Raw genomic sequence first — 15,982 nt, forward strand, 5'->3', positions numbered from 1 at the left:
TACGTGCTGCCGAATACTTCGACGGCGTTTGAGCACGCAAACCGGAACGGGTGAAGCGGAGTTCAGGACGCGTCGATGAACCGGTCGAGAACGCGGACGCCGAACTTGAGGGCGTCCACCGGCACCCGCTCGTCGACGCCGTGGAACATGCCCGCGAAGTCCAGCTCCGGCGGGAGCTTGAGCGGCGCGAAGCCGAAGCAGCGGATGCCGAGGTCGGCGAAGGACTTGGCGTCGGTGCCGGCGGACAGCATGTAGGGCACGGCGCGCGCGATGGGGTCCTCCGCCGACAGGGCGGTCTGCATGGCGTCGACCAGGGCGCCGTCGAAGGTGGTCTCCAGCGCCTTGTCCGTGTGCACGTCCTCGCGCTTCACACGGGGGCCGAGGATGCGGTCGAGGTCGGCGAGGAACTCCTCCTCGTGGCCCGGCAGATAGCGGGCGTCGACATGTGCGGTGGCCTGGCCCGGAATCACGTTGACCTTGTAACCGGCGCCCAGCTGGGTCGGGTTGGCGGTGTTCTGCAGCGAGGCGCCGATCAGCTTGGCGATGCCGCCGAGCTTGGCCAGGGTCTCGTCCATGTCCTCGGGGTCGAGTTCGGTGCCGAGGGCGTCGCCGAGCTCGTCCAGGAAGTGGCGCAGCGTCTTGGTCACACGGACCGGGAACCTGTGCCGCCCGAGGCGTCCGACGGCCTCGGACAGCTCGGTGATGGCGTTGTCCCGGTGGATCATCGAGCCGTGGCCGGCGGTGCCGTCCACGGTCAGCTTCATCCAGTGCATGCCCTTCTGCGCGGTCTCCACGAGGTACAGCCGCAGCTTCTCGTTGACCGTGAAGGAGAACCCGCCGACCTCGCCGATCGCCTCGTTGACGCCCTCGAAGAGGTCGGGGTGGTTGTCCACCAGATGGCGGGCGCCGTACGTGCCGCCCGCCTCCTCGTCCGCGAGGAAGGCGAGGACGATGTCCCGGGGCGGCCTGCGCCCGCTGCGCAGCCGGTCGCGGACGACCGCCAGCGTCATGGCGTCCATGTCCTTCATGTCGACCGCGCCGCGCCCCCACACGCATCCGTCGGCGATCTCCCCGGAGAACGGGTCGTGCGTCCAGTCCACCGCGTTGGCCGGCACGACGTCGGTGTGGCCGTGGATCAGCAGGGCGGGCCGCGAGGGGTCCTCGCCCCGGATGCGGGCCACGGTGGAGGCGCGGCCCTTGTGCGACTCGAAGATCTGCGGTTCCAGCCCCACCTCGGCGAGCTTCTCCGCCACGTACTCGGCGGCGGCGCGCTCGCCGGGTCCGGAGTGGTCGCCGTAGTTGCTGGTGTCGATCCGGATCAGGTCGCGACAGAGGTCCACGACCTCGTCCTCGCCGGTGACGCCCCTGGCCGTGTCCTTGTCGGTCACGCTGCTTCCTCCCGCTGTCGCTGCTGGTGGTCCTCCCATCCTGCCCCGACACCCGCCGCACCCCAAGGCCGTGTCCGGCCCGTCACAGGCGGTTTCCCCGGGGCGGGTGCGCGGAACAGGGTGTGATCGAACGCCCCCGAAAGCCTGGTAATGTTTCCTTCGTCGCCGCGAGGGAGACCTCGCACGGCAGACACCCTGTCCGGGTGGCGGAATGGCAGACGCGCTAGCTTGAGGTGCTAGTGCCCTTTATCGGGCGTGGGGGTTCAAGTCCCCCCTCGGACACCAGCTGAGACCCCTGTTCATCAGGGGTTTTCTGCTTTCCAGGACTGTGGCGTGACCAACCACGTGACCAACAGCCTGGAAATTCCCCAGGTCAGACCAGAGATGACAGGCCGAGTCGGCCCGCACCGGAGGCGGCGAGCTTCCGAGCTCCGTCCTTACGAGAGTGGCCGTACTTGGCCATGGTGTAGTCCGGCGAGCGATGCCGGACGTTCGCAGACACCTCTACGGAGCCCTCCCCGGCTTCCAGATCGTTTGTGACCTTGTTGTGCCTCCAGTCGTGGATACGGAAGTCATCGGGCAGGTGCAGGCGGTTGCGCAGGGTGCGCCACCGTGCCGACACCTTCTCAGGGGCCTGCGGGCCGCCCGCCTCGCACCGGTAGAACTTGAAGCCGTCACGGGCGAACACCAGGTCATGATCGCCCCAGGCGGAGCCGAGACGTGCCCGCTCGGCGTCCTGGCGCTGGTTCTGCCACTTGGAACCGAGGCAGATTCTGAGCTGCTAAGACACGGCGGTGCGACCTTGCCGGCCAGGGGGTCATACCCCATTCCAGGCGCTACTCAGACGGCGGCTCGGTCACCTGCGTGCGCCGCAGTTGCCACATCAGCGCCTGGCGTCCGCGCCGGGGGCGTCGTCGTGCCCCAGCGGACAGGGTCAGAGAGCTACCGCACGAACGAGCATCGTGCCTACGGCCCTGCCTTCCGGCGGGTCGATGACAGATGCGGACGCACCAGTGAATCCGTGGCCGGTGAGGAGTCGTTCCCATGCGCTTGGGCTGTGGTCGAACCGCATAACCGCCCTGCTTGGTCGCGGGCTCCGGCTTCCGGCAGGGAGGTGCGAGAACGCCAGAATGCCGCCCGCTGTCATGCGGGCCCGGATCAGTGGGAGCAGAGTCCCCGGATCGACGAACCAGACTGCGCCGAAGATCGAGAGCACGACATCGAATGTCTGATCCGTCCCGCTCAGGAACGCCGTCGCCTCCATTGTGCGGAACTCAAGTCCCGGCAGATCACCCCAGCGCTCCCGTGCCACAGCCTCACGAGCGGGGGCGATGTCCACCCCGAGACCAGACGCGCCGAGGGTCACCAGATGTGCCAAGTTGCTTCCGCTGCCCGAGCCGAGTTCCAACACCCGGCGCCCGGCGACGGGACCTAGAAGACCCTCGTTCGGCCCGTGATCGGCGTACTGAGTCCAGTTCAGCCAGGTCGTGTCTCCGTTGGCGTTCTCGGCCCTACGGGGCGTACTCCCGACCGCGTACCTGTCCCAGGACTCAGCCAATGACATGCAGTGTTCCTCTCCGGGAGTGGGGCCCACCCCCAACGTACGGGGATGAGCCCCAACCCACTCGCTGTCGGGCCTACTTGGGCGAGTCGTGGCACCCCGCGTGGCACTGGTTGCAGTCGGCTGCACTCTCCATGCCCCACAGGTCGGGGTCGATCTCGAACCCGGCTGCCTTGATGGCGTTGATCGTCCACTCCAGAACGAGGGGGCCGCCGGCATCGGCATCGCGCCCGTCCTGCTTCACCTCGTCGTCGGCGGAGGACGAGACTCCCGGCGCCGCCGGAAGCTCCGGAACGTGGTGGATGTACCGGCCAAAGTGCCGGTCCGTGAAGTGGTGGTACGAGACCGAGTCCAGCATGAACGAGTGCCACGCCTCGTCCACCTGCTTGGACGGACCCATGAGCAGGTCCGGGTTCTCGCCGCACGTGACCAGGTAGGCGACGGCCTGCCCGAACTTGGCCTCAGCCAGTTCGCGGGTGTTCTCCGGGTTCCGGAGGAGAAGGGCTACCTCCCGCTCCCACACTTCCGGCGTGACGTACGCCTTCGGGTCGCGGATCACTACTGCCGTACTCATGCTGGCTGGCCTCCACGCAATCGGGGGTCGGATGTGCTCCGGTCCTGTCGTCCGCCTCGGCACTTGGGGCACAAGCACGGGGGCATCAAGCCGGTAGCGAGGGGTTCCCCGCCCTCTCCCTCGTAGAGGCTCCGCGGCTCGGTCTGCGTACCGTCTGCTCTCACCTTGTAGGTGCTGATGCGGATGGACATGACGACCATGTTCCGGATCGGCCATGACCATCGCGGCGACGTTCAAGGCGTCCCTCGGGCGTCATGTCGGCGTCGCGCCGATGGCGTCAAACCGGTGTCATTGGAGGCGCAGCGTGGCTAGCCTCAGATCATGACGACCACGGCCGAGCGTGAGCGAATCCCTAACGGCGTGCTGACCTCAGTACGCAAGTCGATGAAGCTCAGCCAGGACGAGTTTGCCCAGGGCCTCCGGGGCGCGGGCGAGGAACTGGGGGAACCCAACGACGCCTCCAAGCGACTCGTGCAACGCTGGGAATCCGGGGAGACCAGGACATGCCGCCCGCTGTACGCGCGGGCGCTGAAGCAGTTCACCGGCCGCGCCCCCGAGTCCCTGGGGTTCGCCATCCCTATGGCTCGCGTCCACTCGGACGGCGCAGGAGGACACGACATGGAAGCTGGGGAAGTCGGCACCGCCGACGCCGTCACAAGCCCAGAGGCGGAGATGCAGGGCGAGTACGCGGGTATCTGGCTGTCCCGGTACGAGTTCTACTCATCCAGCCGTGACGAGACGTTCGACTGTAAGCACCACGTAGTGATCGTCCAGCACGGCAACCGGTTGACAGCTCAGAGCCTGCCCGGCGCGTCGACTAATCCGGACAGCCCCCTGCCTCTGGATCTCACCGTGGACCGGAACGTCATCACGGGCACGTGGACCGAACAGACCGCGACCGATGGCTACTACCAGGGGGCCCGCTATCACGGCGCCATTCAGCTGCTGATCGAGCCGACAGGCCGACGCATGGCGGGCAAGTGGGTCGGGTTCGGCAAGGACTTCGACGTGAACACAGGGCCGTGGGAGCTGCGCCTACTCGACCGGTCCACGGGCCGAGCGAGCATTGAGCGGTACTCGACTCTTGCGTCATGAGCGGGACGGTTGGTCACGTGACCAACGCATGACCAACAGCGCCCGGAAGTCGCAGGAAAAGGCAGGAGAGAGCCGGAGGAACACCCGCCGAAATGCCGCCGTTCGGCGTATGTTTCCCCAGGTCAGAGCACACAAAGGCTGATGCCCGAGGCGAGAGTTCAAGTCCCCCCTCGGACACCAGCCAAGACCCCAGTTCACCTGGGGTCTTTCTGTTTTTCGGGCTGTGCCGGAGCATGCCGTTCGCGAACGACGGGGAACGTCACACCGGTGAGGTCCTCGGAGGCGGCCCACAGTCGCTGTTGGACGGCCACCTCGTACGACTGCGGGCTGGAGGTGACCGGCCGGGGGTGGCCCTTGATCCCGTTGCGCCCGCCGGGCCCGTAGTACTGGCCGCCGAGCACGCCGGGGTCGGTGGCGGCGCGCAGGGTGGGGAGGGCGCCCATGGCCGGCGTCTGGGTGATCAGCGGCGCGAGCCAGGTGACGGGCAGGCGGAGCGCGGCGGGGGTGTTGCGGATGAGGTCGGTGTTGGACATGCCGGGATGGGCGGCGACCGCGAGGGTGGCGCCGTGCGAGGCGAGCCGGCGCTGCAGCTCGTACGTGAACATCAGGTTGGCCAGCTTGGACTGACCGTAGGCGGCGGCCCGGCCGTACGACCGCTCCCACTGCAGGTCGTCGAAGTGGATCGCGGCCCGGATGCGGTGGCCGGTGCTGCTGACCGTCACCACGCGCGAGCTGGGCACCGGCAGCATCAGGTCGAGCAGCAGCCCGGTGAGCGCGAAGTGGCCGAGGTGGTTGGTGCCGAACTGCATCTCGAAGCCGTCGGCGGTGGTCTGCTTCGGGGTGTACATCACGCCGGCGTTGTTGATCAGCAGGTCGAGCCGGTCGAACCGGGACCGCAGCGCCGCGGCCGCGGTCCGCACGGAGTCGAGCGAGGTCAGGTCCAGCGCCTGCACGGTCACGTCGCCGCCCATCCGGGTCGCGGCCCGCAGGCCCTTGTCGACGTCGCGCACGGCGAGCACCACGGACGCCCCGCGCTCGGCGAGCGCCTTGGCGGTCTCGTACCCCAGTCCGGTGTTGGCCCCGGTCACCACGGCCACCCGCCCACGCTGGTCAGGAATGTCCGCTACCGTCCACTTATCGCCCATGCCAGGCTCCCAGTTCGCTAACGTACCGAAGGTATCTTGCGTCGTCGACGTTAAAGTACCTTCGGTATGTTGTCAACGTACCGAAGGTACCTAATCTAGACTGGCGATCGTGACTTTCCACCGGGCGCGAACCGAAGAGCAGCGGGAGATCCGCCGACGGGCGATCCTCGACACGGCATCGGCGATGCTCGACGAGATGCCCGTGGCCGCGGTCACCCTGAACGAGCTCAGCCGCCGGGTGGGCCTGGCGAAGCCGAACGTGCTGCGCTACTTCGAGTCCCGCGAGGCGGTGCTGCTGGAGCTGCTCGACCGCTTCCTGCGGGAATGGCTGACGGAACTGGCGGGGGAGTTGGCCCGCGGCGTCGACGAAGATCTCCCCATGCCCGAGCGCGCGGCAGCGGTGGCCGAGATCCTCAGTCGCTCACTGTCCGACCGCAGGGTGCTGTGCGAGCTGTTCGGCGCACAGGGCAGCGTCCTGGAACACAACGTCTCCGTCGAGGTCGTGGCACGCTACAAGCGCGCCTCCCTGGACCACCTGACGACCATGGCCGACCTGATCCGGACATGCCTGCCGGAGCTGGGCGAGGACGCGACCCTGTTCAGCCTGCAGACCGTGGTCATGGCCGGCGCGCTGTCGGCGTACAGCACGCCCCCACCCAGCCTGCAGGCGGCCTACGAGGCCGAGCCCGACCTGGCCCGCTTCCACCTGGATCTGAAGGACTACCTGAGGCAGGCCCTGACCGCCACCCTCCTGGGCGTGCTACCCCGGGGCTGACCAGCGTCGAGCCGGTGGCGCTACACGTGGGCCGGGGCCATGTGGTCGGTGAACCAGTCGCGGGCCAGCGTCGTCACCGCCTCCAGGGCGCCGGGCTCCTCGAACAGGTGGGTGGCGCCGGGCACGATCGCGAGATGGTTCTCGCAGCGCAGCCTGGTCTGCGCCTCGCGGTTGAGGTCGCGCACGTCCGGGTCGGCGCCGCCGACGACCAGCAGCGTCGGGGCCGTGACCTCGGGCAGCCGCGGGCCGGCCAGGTCGGGTCTGCCGCCCCGGGAGACGATCGCGGCGATCCGCGCGGCCGGGTCCGCCGCGGCCAGCAGCGCGGCGGCGGCGCCGGTGCTGGCGCCGAAGTACCCGAGGGGCAGCCCCTGCGCCTCGGGGCGCCGGCGCAGCCAGCCGGTGGTGTCGGTCAGCCGCCCGGCCAGCAGGCCGGTGTCGAACACGTTGGCCCGGTCCGCTTCCTCGTCCTCGGTCAGCAGGTCGAACAGGAGGGTGCCGAGCCCGGCCCCGTTCAGGCCCTCGGCGACGAACCGGTTGCGCGGACTGCGCCGTCCGCTGCCGCTGCCGTGCGCGAAGACCACGATCCCGGACGGCCCGGCGGGCACGGTCAGCCGCCCCCGCAACCGGACGGCGCCCGCCGCGATCTCGACCTCCTCCTCGCCGGACCCGGGCCGTCGCGCGCCGGCGAGGCAGGCGGCCACCTCGTCGTCCTCGACCTGCTCGAAGTCGATGTAGAACTGGCCGACGGCGTAGAAGTCGCGGGGTGTCTCCAGGCTGACCAGTTCGTCGGCCTCGTCCCCCAGGCGCTCGGTCCAGTCGTACGGCGCGACGGGCACCGCCAGCACGATCCGCCGCGCCCCGCGGGCTCGGGCGATACGGCAGGCGGCGCGGGCGGTCGACCCGGTGGCCACCCCGTCGTCGACCACCACGACCGTCCGCCCCCGCACCGAGGCCGGTGCGCCCTCGCCCCGGTAGCGGCAGGCCCGGCGCCGCAGCACCGCGCTCTCCTCCTCCTCGACCGACGCCAGTTGTGCGGGCGTGACCTGCGCATCCCGCAGCACCGCGTCGTTGATCACCCGCACCCCGCCCTCGCCGAGCGCCCCCATGCCCAGCTCCGGCTGGTAGGGCACGCCCAGCTTGCGGACCAGGCAGACGTCCAGGGGCGCGCCGAGCCGCCGCGCCACCTCCGCGGCGACCGGTACCCCGCCCCTGGGCAGCCCCAGGACGACCACGTCCTCGGCCCCGTGCGGGAGGTGGCCGAGCCGCGCGAGGTGCTCGCCCAGGCGCCGGCCCGCCTCGAGACGGTCCATGAAGACCACGGCGGCCTCCTCACTGCCTCCGGCGCGTCCTCGCGGGTGCCGGACCGGGTGCGCTCACTCGTCCCTGCGGTCCCACAGCGGGTGGGGCGAGGGCTCCTCGACGGCTCCGGCCGCCGAGATGTCGCCTTCGGCGGCGCGCAGCAGCTGTCGGCCCAGGGAGATCAGGGCCCGCCCGGCCGCGAGTTCGTCGCCGATCTCGGGGATGTCCATGTCCTCGGGGTTGCGGTGCGCCCGCGCACAGCACTCCAGCAGGTTGTCCCCGGTGTCCAGGACGACCCGGGCCGTGGTGCCGGGGTCGTGTTCGGACAGGTAGAGCTGGAGCCGCCATTCCTTGGCGGACGGAGGGCGGCTGCCCGCGGCTGACGTCATCTTCCGTCCTCCTCGTGCCGGGGCGGAGCAACCGGCTACTGGGGTGCTCGGCTCCCTTCCACTGTGGACCCATCGGGGCGCCGGCGCACGGTGCCTGCGGCACTCCGTCGGCGGGAGGGCAGAATGTCGGCCATGACGACGCGTTCCTGCCCGTGCGGACTGCCCGAGGCGTACGAGAAGTGCTGCGGCCGCTTCCACACCGGTGCCGCCGCCGCGCCGACCGCCGAGGCGCTCATGCGGTCGAGGTACAGCGCGTTCGTCCGGCAGGACACGGGATATCTGCTGCGGACCTGGCATCCGCGCACCCGGCCGGCGCGGCTGGAGCTGGACCCGGGGACGCGTTGGAGCGGTCTGGAGGTGCTCGAGACGTCGGACGGGTCGGCGTTCCACACGCGGGGCACGGTGACGTTCCATGCCTCCTACCGGGGCGGCAGTCTGCTGGAGCGCAGCCGGTTCGAGCGGGTCGACGGGGCCTGGGTGTACGTCGACGGGGAGTTCCTGGACTGAGCGGCGTCGGTCCCGGTGCCGCTACGGCGCCAGGATGTCCAGTTCGTGCAGCGCGCCGACGGTGATCTCGCGGGTGAGCCGTTCGGCGCGGGCTGCGTCGCCCTCCCGTACCGCCTCCGCGACCTGGACGTGCAGGGTGACCGCGCCCGGGTGGGGGTCCGCGAACATCACGTCGTGATGGGTGCGGCCGGACAGGACCTCGGCGACGACGTCACCGAGCCGGGCGAACATCTCGTTGCCCGACGCGGTGAGGATCACCCGGTGGAAGGCCACGTCGTGGACGAGATACCCCTCCAGCCGGTGCCCGCGCGAGTGGGCGACCATGCCCAGCGCGCACGCGGTGAGTTCGGCGCACTGCTCGGCGGTGGCGTGGCGCGCGGCCAGTGCGGCGGCGGCCGGTTCGACGGCGGAGCGCAGCACGGTCAGTGAGCGGAGCTGGTGGGAGCGGTCGGAACCGGCCAGCCGCCACCGGATGACCTGCGGGTCGTAGACGTTCCAGGCGGCCTTGGGCAGGACCGTCACGCCGACGCGGCGGCGGGACTCCACCAGGTGCATCGACTCCAGCACCCGTACCGCCTCGCGCATCACGGAGCGTGAGACCTCGAAGCGCTGGGCGAGTTCGTCCGTGCGCAGCACACTGCCCGCCGGGTACTCGCCCGCGGTGATCGCGGGCCCGAGGGTGTCCAGTACATGGCCGTGCAGCCCCCGGCCCGGTGTGCTCATGCACTCAGCGTACGAGGAAGGTCACGCGAAGAAAAAGTCAGACTTAAATGTCACAGACTCTTGAATTCGTCGTACCTAATCGGTTTCAGTGACGTCGGCATCGGTCGGCACCGGTCCGGCATCCATGAACGAAGACATGAACGAGACAACGACCAGGACAGTGAGGAAACGATGACCACCCCCCGCGTCGTCGTGGTGATGGGCGTCTCGGGCACGGGCAAGACCACGATCGGTCCCCTGCTCGCGGCCCGGCTCGGCGTTCCGTACGCCGAGGGCGACGACTTCCATCCCCCGGCCAACATCGCCAAGATGTCGGCCGGTGTCCCGCTGGCCGACGAGGACCGCCGGCCCTGGCTCGACGCCATCGGCGCCTGGGCGCACCGGCGCGCGGGCCTCGGCGGGGTGGTCAGCTGCTCCGCGCTGAAGCGGTCCTACCGCGACCGGCTGCGGGCGGCGGCTCCCGATCTCGTCTTCGTGCACCTCCTGGGCGACCGCGCACTCATCGAGGACCGGATGGCGCAGCGGCGCGGGCACTTCATGCCCGCGGCCCTGCTGGACTCCCAGTTCGCCACGCTCCAGCCGCTCCAGCCGGACGAGGCGGGGGTCGCGGTGGAGGTCTCGGGCGGTCCCGAGGCCATCGCCGACCGTGCGGCACGGGCGCTGCGGAGCCTCGAGAGGTCCGCGAGCACGTAGCCGGACAGCCGCACCGACGCCGGGAGTTCCCCCTCCCGGCCCTCCTCGTCCCCTCGCCCTCCTCGTCCCCTCGCCCTCACCCTCACCCTCACCCTCACCCAAGGAATCCCTCCGTGACCAGACTCAGCGTCGAGATGCTGGCAGCGGACCCCGTCGCACCGATCACCTCGGCGGGCCACGCTCAACTCGGCATCGCGGTACTGACGGGCATCGCCGTCATCGTCGCCCTCATCACCCGGTTCAGACTCCACGCGTTCCTCGCCCTGACCATCGGCTCGCTGGTGCTCGGCGCCGTCGCCGGGGCACCGCTCGACAAGGCGATCCTCAGCTTCACCACCGGGCTCGGCGCGACCGTCGCCGGCGTGGGCGTGCTGATCGCCCTGGGTGCCGTCCTGGGCAAGCTGCTCGCCGACTCCGGCGGCGCCGACCAGATCGTGGACACCATCCTCGCCAAGGCGGGCGGACGCGGGATGCCGTGGGCGATGGTGCTGATCGCCTCGGTGATCGGGCTGCCCCTGTTCTTCGAGGTCGGCATCGTGCTGCTGATCCCGGTGGTGCTGATGGTCGCGAAGCGCGGCAACTACTCGGTGATGCGCATCGGTGTCCCGGCGCTCGCGGGTCTGTCCGTGATGCACGGCCTGATCCCGCCGCACCCCGGCCCGCTCGTCGCGATCGACGCGGTCAAGGCCAACCTCGGGGTGACCCTGGCGTTCGGTGTGCTGATCGCCGTTCCCACCGTGATCGTCGCGGGTCCGCTCTTCTCGCGGGTCGCCGCCCGCTGGGTGGACGTCCCGGTGCCCGACCGCATGGTCCCGGCCCGCCCCTCGGAGGACCTGGAGCACCGCCCGGGCTTCGGTGCCACGCTGGCCACCGTGCTGCTGCCGGTCGTCCTGATGCTGTCCAAGGCGCTGGTGGACATCGTCGTCGACGACCCGGGCAAGGAGGTGCAGCGCGTCTTCGACGTGGTCGGCTCGCCGCTGATCGCCCTGCTCGCCGCCGTGCTCGTGGGGATCTTCACGCTCGGCCGCCCGGCCGGGTTCGGCAAGGAGCGCATCTCGGGGATCGTCGAGAAGGGGCTCGCGCCCATCGCCGGGATCCTGCTCATCGTGGGCGCCGGCGGCGGCTTCAAGCAGACCCTGATCGACTGCGGCGTGGGTCAGATGGTGCTGGACATATCCAGGAGCTGGAACATCCCGGCGCTGCTGCTGGCCTGGCTGATCGCGGTGGTGATCCGGTTGGCGACGGGTTCGGCGACCGTGGCGACCGTCTCGGCCGCGGGCCTGGTCGCGCCCCTGGCGGCGGACATGTCGACCACCCACACCGCGCTGCTGGTGCTGGCCATCGGGGCCGGTTCGCTGTTCTTCAGCCATGTCAACGACGCCGGGTTCTGGCTGGTCAAGGAGTACTTCGGGCTCAGCGTCGGGCAGACCGTCAAGACCTGGTCGGTGATGGAGACGATCATCTCGGTGGTCGCCGGGGGCCTGGTCCTGCTGCTGTCGCTCGTCGTCTAGGGCGGGCGGGGCGGGCACCCGCCGGGGTGGTCAGGGCCGCCACAGCGGGTGTTCGCGCTCCGCCCACTCGCGGCTGACCAGTCCGCTGCGCAGCCCCCGGCGCGCCTCCGGATCGCCGAGGGCCATCCCGATGTGTCCGGCCAGGACCACGCCGATGGTCAGGGCGAGCCAGTCGTGCACGAAGGTCGCCGAGGTGCGCCACCTCAGCGGAGTCAGGTGCGTGAACCACATCAGCACCCCCGTGCCGAGCATGACCAGGGTGGCGCCCGCGATCCAGGCCGCGTAGGTCTTCTGGCCCGCGTTGAACTTGCCCGCGGGCCGTGAGCCGCGCCGGCGGTCGCGGCGCAGGGCGGCGCGCAGCCAGACCCGGTCGTGCGGCCCCCAGCGGTTGAGGTGGCCGAGGTTCGCGCGCAGCGACCGGGAGACCAGCCCCGCCAGGACGGGGACCGGGAGCGCCACTCCGGCCCACTCGTGCAGGGTGGTCACCAGTTCGCGGCGCCCGACCAGTTCCGCGAAGGCGGGGATGTACAGGCAGGCCGCGGTGGCCACGCACACACCCATCAGCGCGGCCGTCAGACGGTGCACCCAGGTCTCCACGCGGGTGAAGCGCCGGACCCGGCCGGGGGACGCGGGTGCGGAGGCGGCGGCGGGCGGCTGGGTGTCAGCTCGTGGGGGCATCGTCTCGTCCGTTCGAACGGCCGACCCACGCGTCCACGTCGTAGCCGCGTTCCTCCCAGTACCCGGGGCGCACCTCGCGCGTCACGCTGATACCGGAGAGCCACTTGGCCGACTTGTAGAAGTACATGGGGGCGACGTAGAGGCGGACCGGGCCGCCGTGATCGTGGCCGACCGGCTTGTCCTGCATCCTCAGGGCGACCAGGACGTCGGAGCGGCGCGCCTGGTCGAGGGTCAGGCTCTCGGTGTACGCCCCGTCGAAGCAGGTGAAGCGGACCGCGCCCGCGGACGACCTGACGCCCGCGGCGTCCAGCAGGACGGACAGCCGTACCCCCTCGAACGCGGTCCTGGGCACGCGCCAGCCGGTGACGCACTGGACGTCGTGCACGAGCCGGGTCTGCGGCAGGGCGCGCAGGTCGGCGAGGGTGTACGACGTCGGGTGATCGACCAGGCCGCCGATGCTGAGCCGGTAGTCCGCCGGGCTCACGTGCGGGACGGAGGCCGTCACCGAGTAGTAGCGGAACCCTCCCCCGTTGGGCAGGAGCCCGGTCAGGCCCGTGGGGTCCTTGCCGGATACGCCGCCCAGGAAGCCTTCGAGTCCGCGTTGCAGGGTGGGCGCGGCGGCGACGCCGAGCGCGCCGAGGCCGAGGGTGCCCAGCAGGACCCGGCGGCCGACGGGGGTGCCGCTCGCCGGGGTCTCCGGCTCCCTGGGCTGGGGACGTTCAGGGTTCACCCTGTGATTCGACCACCCCGCACCCGCTCGGGGCCAGCGCCCGGGGGTCACCGTCAGAGTTCTGTAATGACCTTCTCATCGGGCGCCGCGCGGGCTCTGCCCGAGCGCCCTACCCAAACGCCCTTCCCGAGCGCCCTACCCGACCGCCTTCGCCGCCGCCCGGCCCGCCGTGCGGCCCGAGAAGAGGCACCCGCCGAGGAACGTGCCCTCCAGGGAGCGGTAGCCGTGCACTCCCCCGCCGCCGAAGCCCGCCGCCTCCCCGGCCGCGTAGACGCCGGGCAGCGCGTCGCCGCCCTCGGTCAGGACGCGCGAGGACAGGTCGGTCTCCAGGCCGCCGAGGGACTTGCGGGTGAGGATGTTCAGCCGCACCGCGATCAGGGGGCCCGCCCCGGGGTCGAGGATGCGGTGCGGGGCGGCGGTGCGGATCAACCGGTCGCCCAGGTAGGTGCGGGCGCCGCGGATCGCGGTCACCTGGAGGTCCTTGGTGAACGGGTTCGCGATCTCCCGGTCGCGGGCGACGATCTCGCGGCGCAGGGCGGCCTCGTCGATGAGGGGCTCCTTGGTGAGCGCGTTCATGCCGCGGACGAGTGCGCCGAGGTCCCTCTCCACGACGAAGTCGACGCCGTGCTCCATGAACGCCTTGACCGGCCCGGGCACGTCCGCGCGGGCCCGTCCGACGACGTCCCTGACCGACCGTCCCGTCAGGTCGGGGTTCTGCTCGGAGCCGGAGAGCGCGAACTCCTTGCCGATGATCTTCTGGTCGAGCACGAACCAGGTGTGGTCGTACCCGGTGCCCATGATGTGTTCGAGGGTGCCCAGCGTGTCGAAGCCGGGGAAGAGCGGGACGGGCAGCCGCTTGCCGCGTGCGTCGAACCAGAGCGAGGAGGGGCCCGGCAGGATGCGGATGCCGTGGTTCTCCCAGATGGGGTTCCAGTTGTGGAGCCCCTCGGTGTAGTGCCACATCCGGTCCCGGTTGATCAGGCGGGCGCCGGCCTCCTCGGCGATGCCGAGCATCTTGCCGTCGACGTGCGCGGGCACCCCGGCGACCATCCGCTCGGGCGGCCTGCCCAGGCGGCTGGGCCAGTTGGCGCGCACCAGGTCGTGGTTGCCGCCGATACCGCCCGAGGTGACGATCACGGCCTGGGCCCTCAGTTCGAAGGCGCCGGCGACCGTACGGCTGCTGGCCTTGCCGCGCTGGACGTCGGAGGGTTCCAGGATCTCGCCGGTGACCGTGTCCACGACGCCCGCGCCGGGGGTGAGGCCGGTGACGCGGTGGCGGAACCGCAGGTCGACCAGACCGCGCACGGCCCCGGCCCTGACACGCCGTACGAACGGTTCGACGACGCCGGGCCCGGTTCCCCAGGTGATGTGGAAGCGGGGGACGGAGTTGCCGTGCCCGGTCGCGTCGTAGCCGCCGCGTTCGGCCCAGCCGACCACCGGGAAGAAGCGCATGCCCTGCGCGTGCAGCCAGGACCGCTTCTCGCCGGCCGCGAAGTCGACGTACGCCTCGGCCCACCGGCGTGGCCAGTGGTCCTCCGGGCGGTCGAACCCGGCCGTGCCCATCCAGTCCTGGAGGGCGAGCGCGTGGCTGTCCTTGATCCGCAGCCGCCGCTGCTCCGGGGAGTCGACGAAGAACAGGCCGCCGAAGGACCAGAACGCCTGGCCGCCCATCGACTGCTCCGGCTCCTGGTCCAGGAGGATCACCTTGCGGCCCGCGTCCGCCAGTTCCGCGGTCGCCGCGAGCCCGGCGAGGCCCGCCCCGATCACGATCACATCTGCGTCGTAGGCCATGCGCCGTCCTCCCACGGTCCGGTCCACGCGACTACCGGTCGGTAGCGCGCCTGACGGGCCAGATCCTTCTGCCACAGGCGCGACGCAGTCAACCGTCCGGCGGTGCCGGGACGCGGCCGAGCGCGGGCGGTGCCCACCGGGGGGCGCTACAGTCGGCGTGATACGCCTCCGTGACTCCGCCGCATCGAGGTACAGCGTGTCCGTACTGGTCATGGCCCTGGCTCTCGGTGCCGCCTGCTGTCTGGGCACCGGCTTCGTGCTCCAGCAGAGCGCGGCTCAGCAGGCGCCGCTCAGCGACTTCCTGACGCCGCGGCTGCTGCTGGACCTGATGCGGATGCCGCGCTGGCTGGGCGGCATCGCCCTGATGGTGGCCGGCATGGTCCTGAGCGCGACGGCCCTGGCCCACGGTGAGATCTCGCTGGTCGAGCCGCTGGTGGCCACGAGTCTGCTGTTCGCGCTGGCGGAGTCGCGCAGGCGGACCCGTCAGCCGATCGGGCGTCAGGGCTGGGCGGGGCTCACGCTGCTCGCGTTCGGGGTCACGGCGTTCATCGTGGGGGGCCGCCCCAAAGGGGGCAACGCGATCACGGATCCGCTGCGGCACTGGCTCATCATCGGTGTGGTGGTCGGCCTGGCGCTGCTGCTGACGGCCTGCGCGAAGAAGTCCCGGCTGACGTTCGGCCCGGTGCTGCTGGGGCTGGCGGCCGGACTGCTCTACGGCGTCCAGGACGCGCTCACCCGGGTGAGCGGTCAGCTGTTCGCGGACGACGGGTGGGCCGATCTGGTCACGGGCTGGCAGCCCTACGGTGTCGTGGTGCTCGGCGTGGCGGGGCTGATCCTGGTGCAGAGCGCGTTCGAGACGGCGCCGCTGCGGATGTCCCTGCCCGCGCTCACCGCGGCCCAGCCGCTGGCCGGGATCCTGTGCGGGGTGGGCTTCCTCGGCGACCGGTTGCGCACCGACACGGGCGCGCTCGCCTGGGAGGCGGCGGGCCTGGCCGCGATCGTGCTCGGCATCGTGTTCCTCGGGCTGCATCCGGCGATGCCGCGGGGGCTGGCCGAGCCGGAGCGGGAGAAGGACCTCCAGTCGCGGTGAACGGCCCCGTGCCGCGGCGGGCTGTGGTGCGCG

Annotated in this window: 17 protein-coding genes and 1 tRNA gene; 7 read left to right on the forward strand and 11 right to left on the reverse strand. The window is 70.9% G+C overall.

Going from position 1 to position 15,982, the window contains the following annotated elements; translation table 11 throughout:
• Positions 1 to 62 precede the first annotated feature (62 nt).
• A complete protein-coding gene (locus tag AB0C59_RS04810; protein ID WP_363001020.1) occupies positions 63 to 1,388 on the reverse strand; it encodes a M20/M25/M40 family metallo-hydrolase in 1,326 nt (441 codons plus the stop codon).
• 197 nt (positions 1,389 to 1,585) lie between these two features.
• Between AB0C59_RS04810 and AB0C59_RS04815 the strand changes: the two genes are divergently transcribed.
• Positions 1,586 to 1,673 (forward strand) — tRNA-Leu (locus tag AB0C59_RS04815).
• Between the two features lie 88 nt (positions 1,674 to 1,761).
• Here AB0C59_RS04815 and AB0C59_RS04820 read toward each other — a convergent pair.
• The 3 genes from AB0C59_RS04820 to AB0C59_RS04830 form a co-directional block, all read right to left on the reverse strand.
• Positions 1,762 to 2,076 carry a hypothetical protein gene (locus AB0C59_RS04820; protein WP_363001022.1) on the reverse strand — a complete coding sequence of 105 codons (315 nt, stop codon included), beginning with the start codon at positions 2,074 to 2,076 and terminating at the stop codon, positions 1,762 to 1,764.
• 246 nt (positions 2,077 to 2,322) lie between these two features.
• Positions 2,323 to 2,952 carry a class I SAM-dependent methyltransferase gene (locus tag AB0C59_RS04825; protein ID WP_363001024.1) on the reverse strand — a complete coding sequence of 210 codons (630 nt, stop codon included), beginning with the start codon at positions 2,950 to 2,952 and terminating at the stop codon, positions 2,323 to 2,325.
• A gap of 73 nt (positions 2,953 to 3,025) precedes the next feature.
• Positions 3,026 to 3,523, reverse strand: a complete 498-nt coding sequence (locus AB0C59_RS04830; RefSeq protein ID WP_363001026.1) for a hypothetical protein — start codon at positions 3,521 to 3,523, stop codon at positions 3,026 to 3,028.
• A gap of 321 nt (positions 3,524 to 3,844) precedes the next feature.
• Here AB0C59_RS04830 and AB0C59_RS04835 point away from each other — a divergent pair, with 321 nt between their 5' ends.
• Positions 3,845 to 4,618, forward strand: coding sequence for an XRE family transcriptional regulator (locus AB0C59_RS04835; protein ID WP_363001028.1), 774 nt, complete (start codon positions 3,845 to 3,847; stop codon positions 4,616 to 4,618).
• Between the two features lie 194 nt (positions 4,619 to 4,812).
• On the opposite strand, the gene AB0C59_RS04840 is transcribed toward AB0C59_RS04835, so the two are convergent.
• Positions 4,813 to 5,763, reverse strand: coding sequence for an SDR family NAD(P)-dependent oxidoreductase (locus AB0C59_RS04840; protein WP_363001030.1), 951 nt, complete (start codon positions 5,761 to 5,763; stop codon positions 4,813 to 4,815).
• A 109-nt stretch (positions 5,764 to 5,872) separates the two neighbouring features.
• On the opposite strand from AB0C59_RS04840, the gene AB0C59_RS04845 reads away from it, so the two are divergent.
• On the forward strand, positions 5,873 to 6,538 hold the full coding sequence (locus AB0C59_RS04845) for a TetR family transcriptional regulator (protein WP_363001032.1): 666 nt from the start codon (positions 5,873 to 5,875) through the stop codon (positions 6,536 to 6,538).
• 20 nt (positions 6,539 to 6,558) lie between these two features.
• Here the strand turns inward: AB0C59_RS04845 and AB0C59_RS04850 are convergent, their stop codons facing one another.
• Positions 6,559 to 7,857: a phosphoribosyltransferase family protein gene (locus AB0C59_RS04850; protein ID WP_363001034.1), complete on the reverse strand. Its 1,299-nt coding sequence runs from the start codon at positions 7,855 to 7,857 to the stop codon at positions 6,559 to 6,561.
• A 54-nt stretch (positions 7,858 to 7,911) separates the two neighbouring features.
• Positions 7,912 to 8,226, reverse strand: a complete 315-nt coding sequence (locus tag AB0C59_RS04855; RefSeq protein WP_363001036.1) for a dsRBD fold-containing protein — start codon at positions 8,224 to 8,226, stop codon at positions 7,912 to 7,914.
• A gap of 132 nt (positions 8,227 to 8,358) precedes the next feature.
• Here AB0C59_RS04855 and AB0C59_RS04860 point away from each other — a divergent pair, with 132 nt between their 5' ends.
• Positions 8,359 to 8,733 (forward strand): YchJ family metal-binding protein, encoded by a 375-nt coding sequence (locus AB0C59_RS04860; RefSeq protein ID WP_363001038.1) that lies wholly within the window; start codon positions 8,359 to 8,361, stop codon positions 8,731 to 8,733.
• 21 nt (positions 8,734 to 8,754) lie between these two features.
• Here the strand turns inward: AB0C59_RS04860 and AB0C59_RS04865 are convergent, their stop codons facing one another.
• Positions 8,755 to 9,456, reverse strand: coding sequence for an FCD domain-containing protein (locus AB0C59_RS04865; protein WP_363001040.1), 702 nt, complete (start codon positions 9,454 to 9,456; stop codon positions 8,755 to 8,757).
• A gap of 171 nt (positions 9,457 to 9,627) precedes the next feature.
• Between AB0C59_RS04865 and AB0C59_RS04870 the strand changes: the two genes are divergently transcribed.
• Together AB0C59_RS04870 and AB0C59_RS04875 are read left to right on the forward strand one after the other, a co-directional pair.
• Positions 9,628 to 10,149, forward strand: a complete 522-nt coding sequence (locus tag AB0C59_RS04870) for a gluconokinase (RefSeq protein WP_363001042.1) — start codon at positions 9,628 to 9,630, stop codon at positions 10,147 to 10,149.
• 113 nt (positions 10,150 to 10,262) lie between these two features.
• Positions 10,263 to 11,660 carry a gluconate:H+ symporter gene (locus AB0C59_RS04875; RefSeq protein ID WP_363001044.1) on the forward strand — a complete coding sequence of 466 codons (1,398 nt, stop codon included), beginning with the start codon at positions 10,263 to 10,265 and terminating at the stop codon, positions 11,658 to 11,660.
• A 30-nt stretch (positions 11,661 to 11,690) separates the two neighbouring features.
• On the opposite strand, the gene AB0C59_RS04880 is transcribed toward AB0C59_RS04875, so the two are convergent.
• From AB0C59_RS04880 to AB0C59_RS04890, 3 genes are all read right to left on the reverse strand, one after another.
• Positions 11,691 to 12,338 carry a cytochrome b/b6 domain-containing protein gene (locus AB0C59_RS04880; protein WP_363001046.1) on the reverse strand — a complete coding sequence of 216 codons (648 nt, stop codon included), beginning with the start codon at positions 12,336 to 12,338 and terminating at the stop codon, positions 11,691 to 11,693.
• Entirely contained in the window at positions 12,322 to 13,068 is a 747-nt protein-coding gene (locus AB0C59_RS04885) for a molybdopterin-dependent oxidoreductase (RefSeq protein ID WP_363001048.1), read from the reverse strand. Before AB0C59_RS04885 ends, AB0C59_RS04880 begins: the two co-directional genes overlap by 17 nt.
• 135 nt (positions 13,069 to 13,203) lie before the next feature.
• On the reverse strand, positions 13,204 to 14,859 hold the full coding sequence (locus AB0C59_RS04890) for an FAD-binding dehydrogenase (RefSeq protein WP_363001050.1): 1,656 nt from the start codon (positions 14,857 to 14,859) through the stop codon (positions 13,204 to 13,206).
• Positions 14,860 to 15,055: 196 nt separating this feature from the next.
• Between AB0C59_RS04890 and AB0C59_RS04895 the strand changes: the two genes are divergently transcribed.
• Complete coding sequence (locus tag AB0C59_RS04895; protein ID WP_363001052.1) at positions 15,056 to 15,949, forward strand: DMT family transporter; 894 nt, start codon at positions 15,056 to 15,058, stop codon at positions 15,947 to 15,949.
• The last annotated feature ends 33 nt before the right edge of the window (positions 15,950 to 15,982 follow it).

Source organism: Streptomyces sp. NPDC048664, assembly GCF_040650555.1.
Lineage (GTDB): Bacteria > Actinomycetota > Actinomycetes > Streptomycetales > Streptomycetaceae > Streptomyces.

What these genes read in the sequence shown, in the direction of transcription:
- AB0C59_RS04860 (WP_363001038.1), top strand. Translation starts at nt 8,359, where the DNA reads ATGACGACGCGTTCCTGCCCGTGCGGACTGCCCGAGGCGTACGAGAAG.
- AB0C59_RS04825 (WP_363001024.1), bottom strand. Translation starts at nt 2,952, where the DNA reads ATGTCATTGGCTGAGTCCTGGGACAGGTACGCGGTCGGGAGTACGCCC.
- AB0C59_RS04830 (WP_363001026.1), bottom strand. Translation starts at nt 3,523, where the DNA reads ATGAGTACGGCAGTAGTGATCCGCGACCCGAAGGCGTACGTCACGCCG.
- AB0C59_RS04855 (WP_363001036.1), bottom strand. Translation starts at nt 8,226, where the DNA reads ATGACGTCAGCCGCGGGCAGCCGCCCTCCGTCCGCCAAGGAATGGCGG.
- AB0C59_RS04865 (WP_363001040.1), bottom strand. Translation starts at nt 9,456, where the DNA reads ATGAGCACACCGGGCCGGGGGCTGCACGGCCATGTACTGGACACCCTC.
- AB0C59_RS04870 (WP_363001042.1), top strand. Translation starts at nt 9,628, where the DNA reads ATGACCACCCCCCGCGTCGTCGTGGTGATGGGCGTCTCGGGCACGGGC.
- AB0C59_RS04835 (WP_363001028.1), top strand. Translation starts at nt 3,845, where the DNA reads ATGACGACCACGGCCGAGCGTGAGCGAATCCCTAACGGCGTGCTGACC.
- AB0C59_RS04840 (WP_363001030.1), bottom strand. Translation starts at nt 5,763, where the DNA reads ATGGGCGATAAGTGGACGGTAGCGGACATTCCTGACCAGCGTGGGCGG.
- AB0C59_RS04880 (WP_363001046.1), bottom strand. Translation starts at nt 12,338, where the DNA reads ATGCCCCCACGAGCTGACACCCAGCCGCCCGCCGCCGCCTCCGCACCC.
- AB0C59_RS04890 (WP_363001050.1), bottom strand. Translation starts at nt 14,859, where the DNA reads ATGGCCTACGACGCAGATGTGATCGTGATCGGGGCGGGCCTCGCCGGG.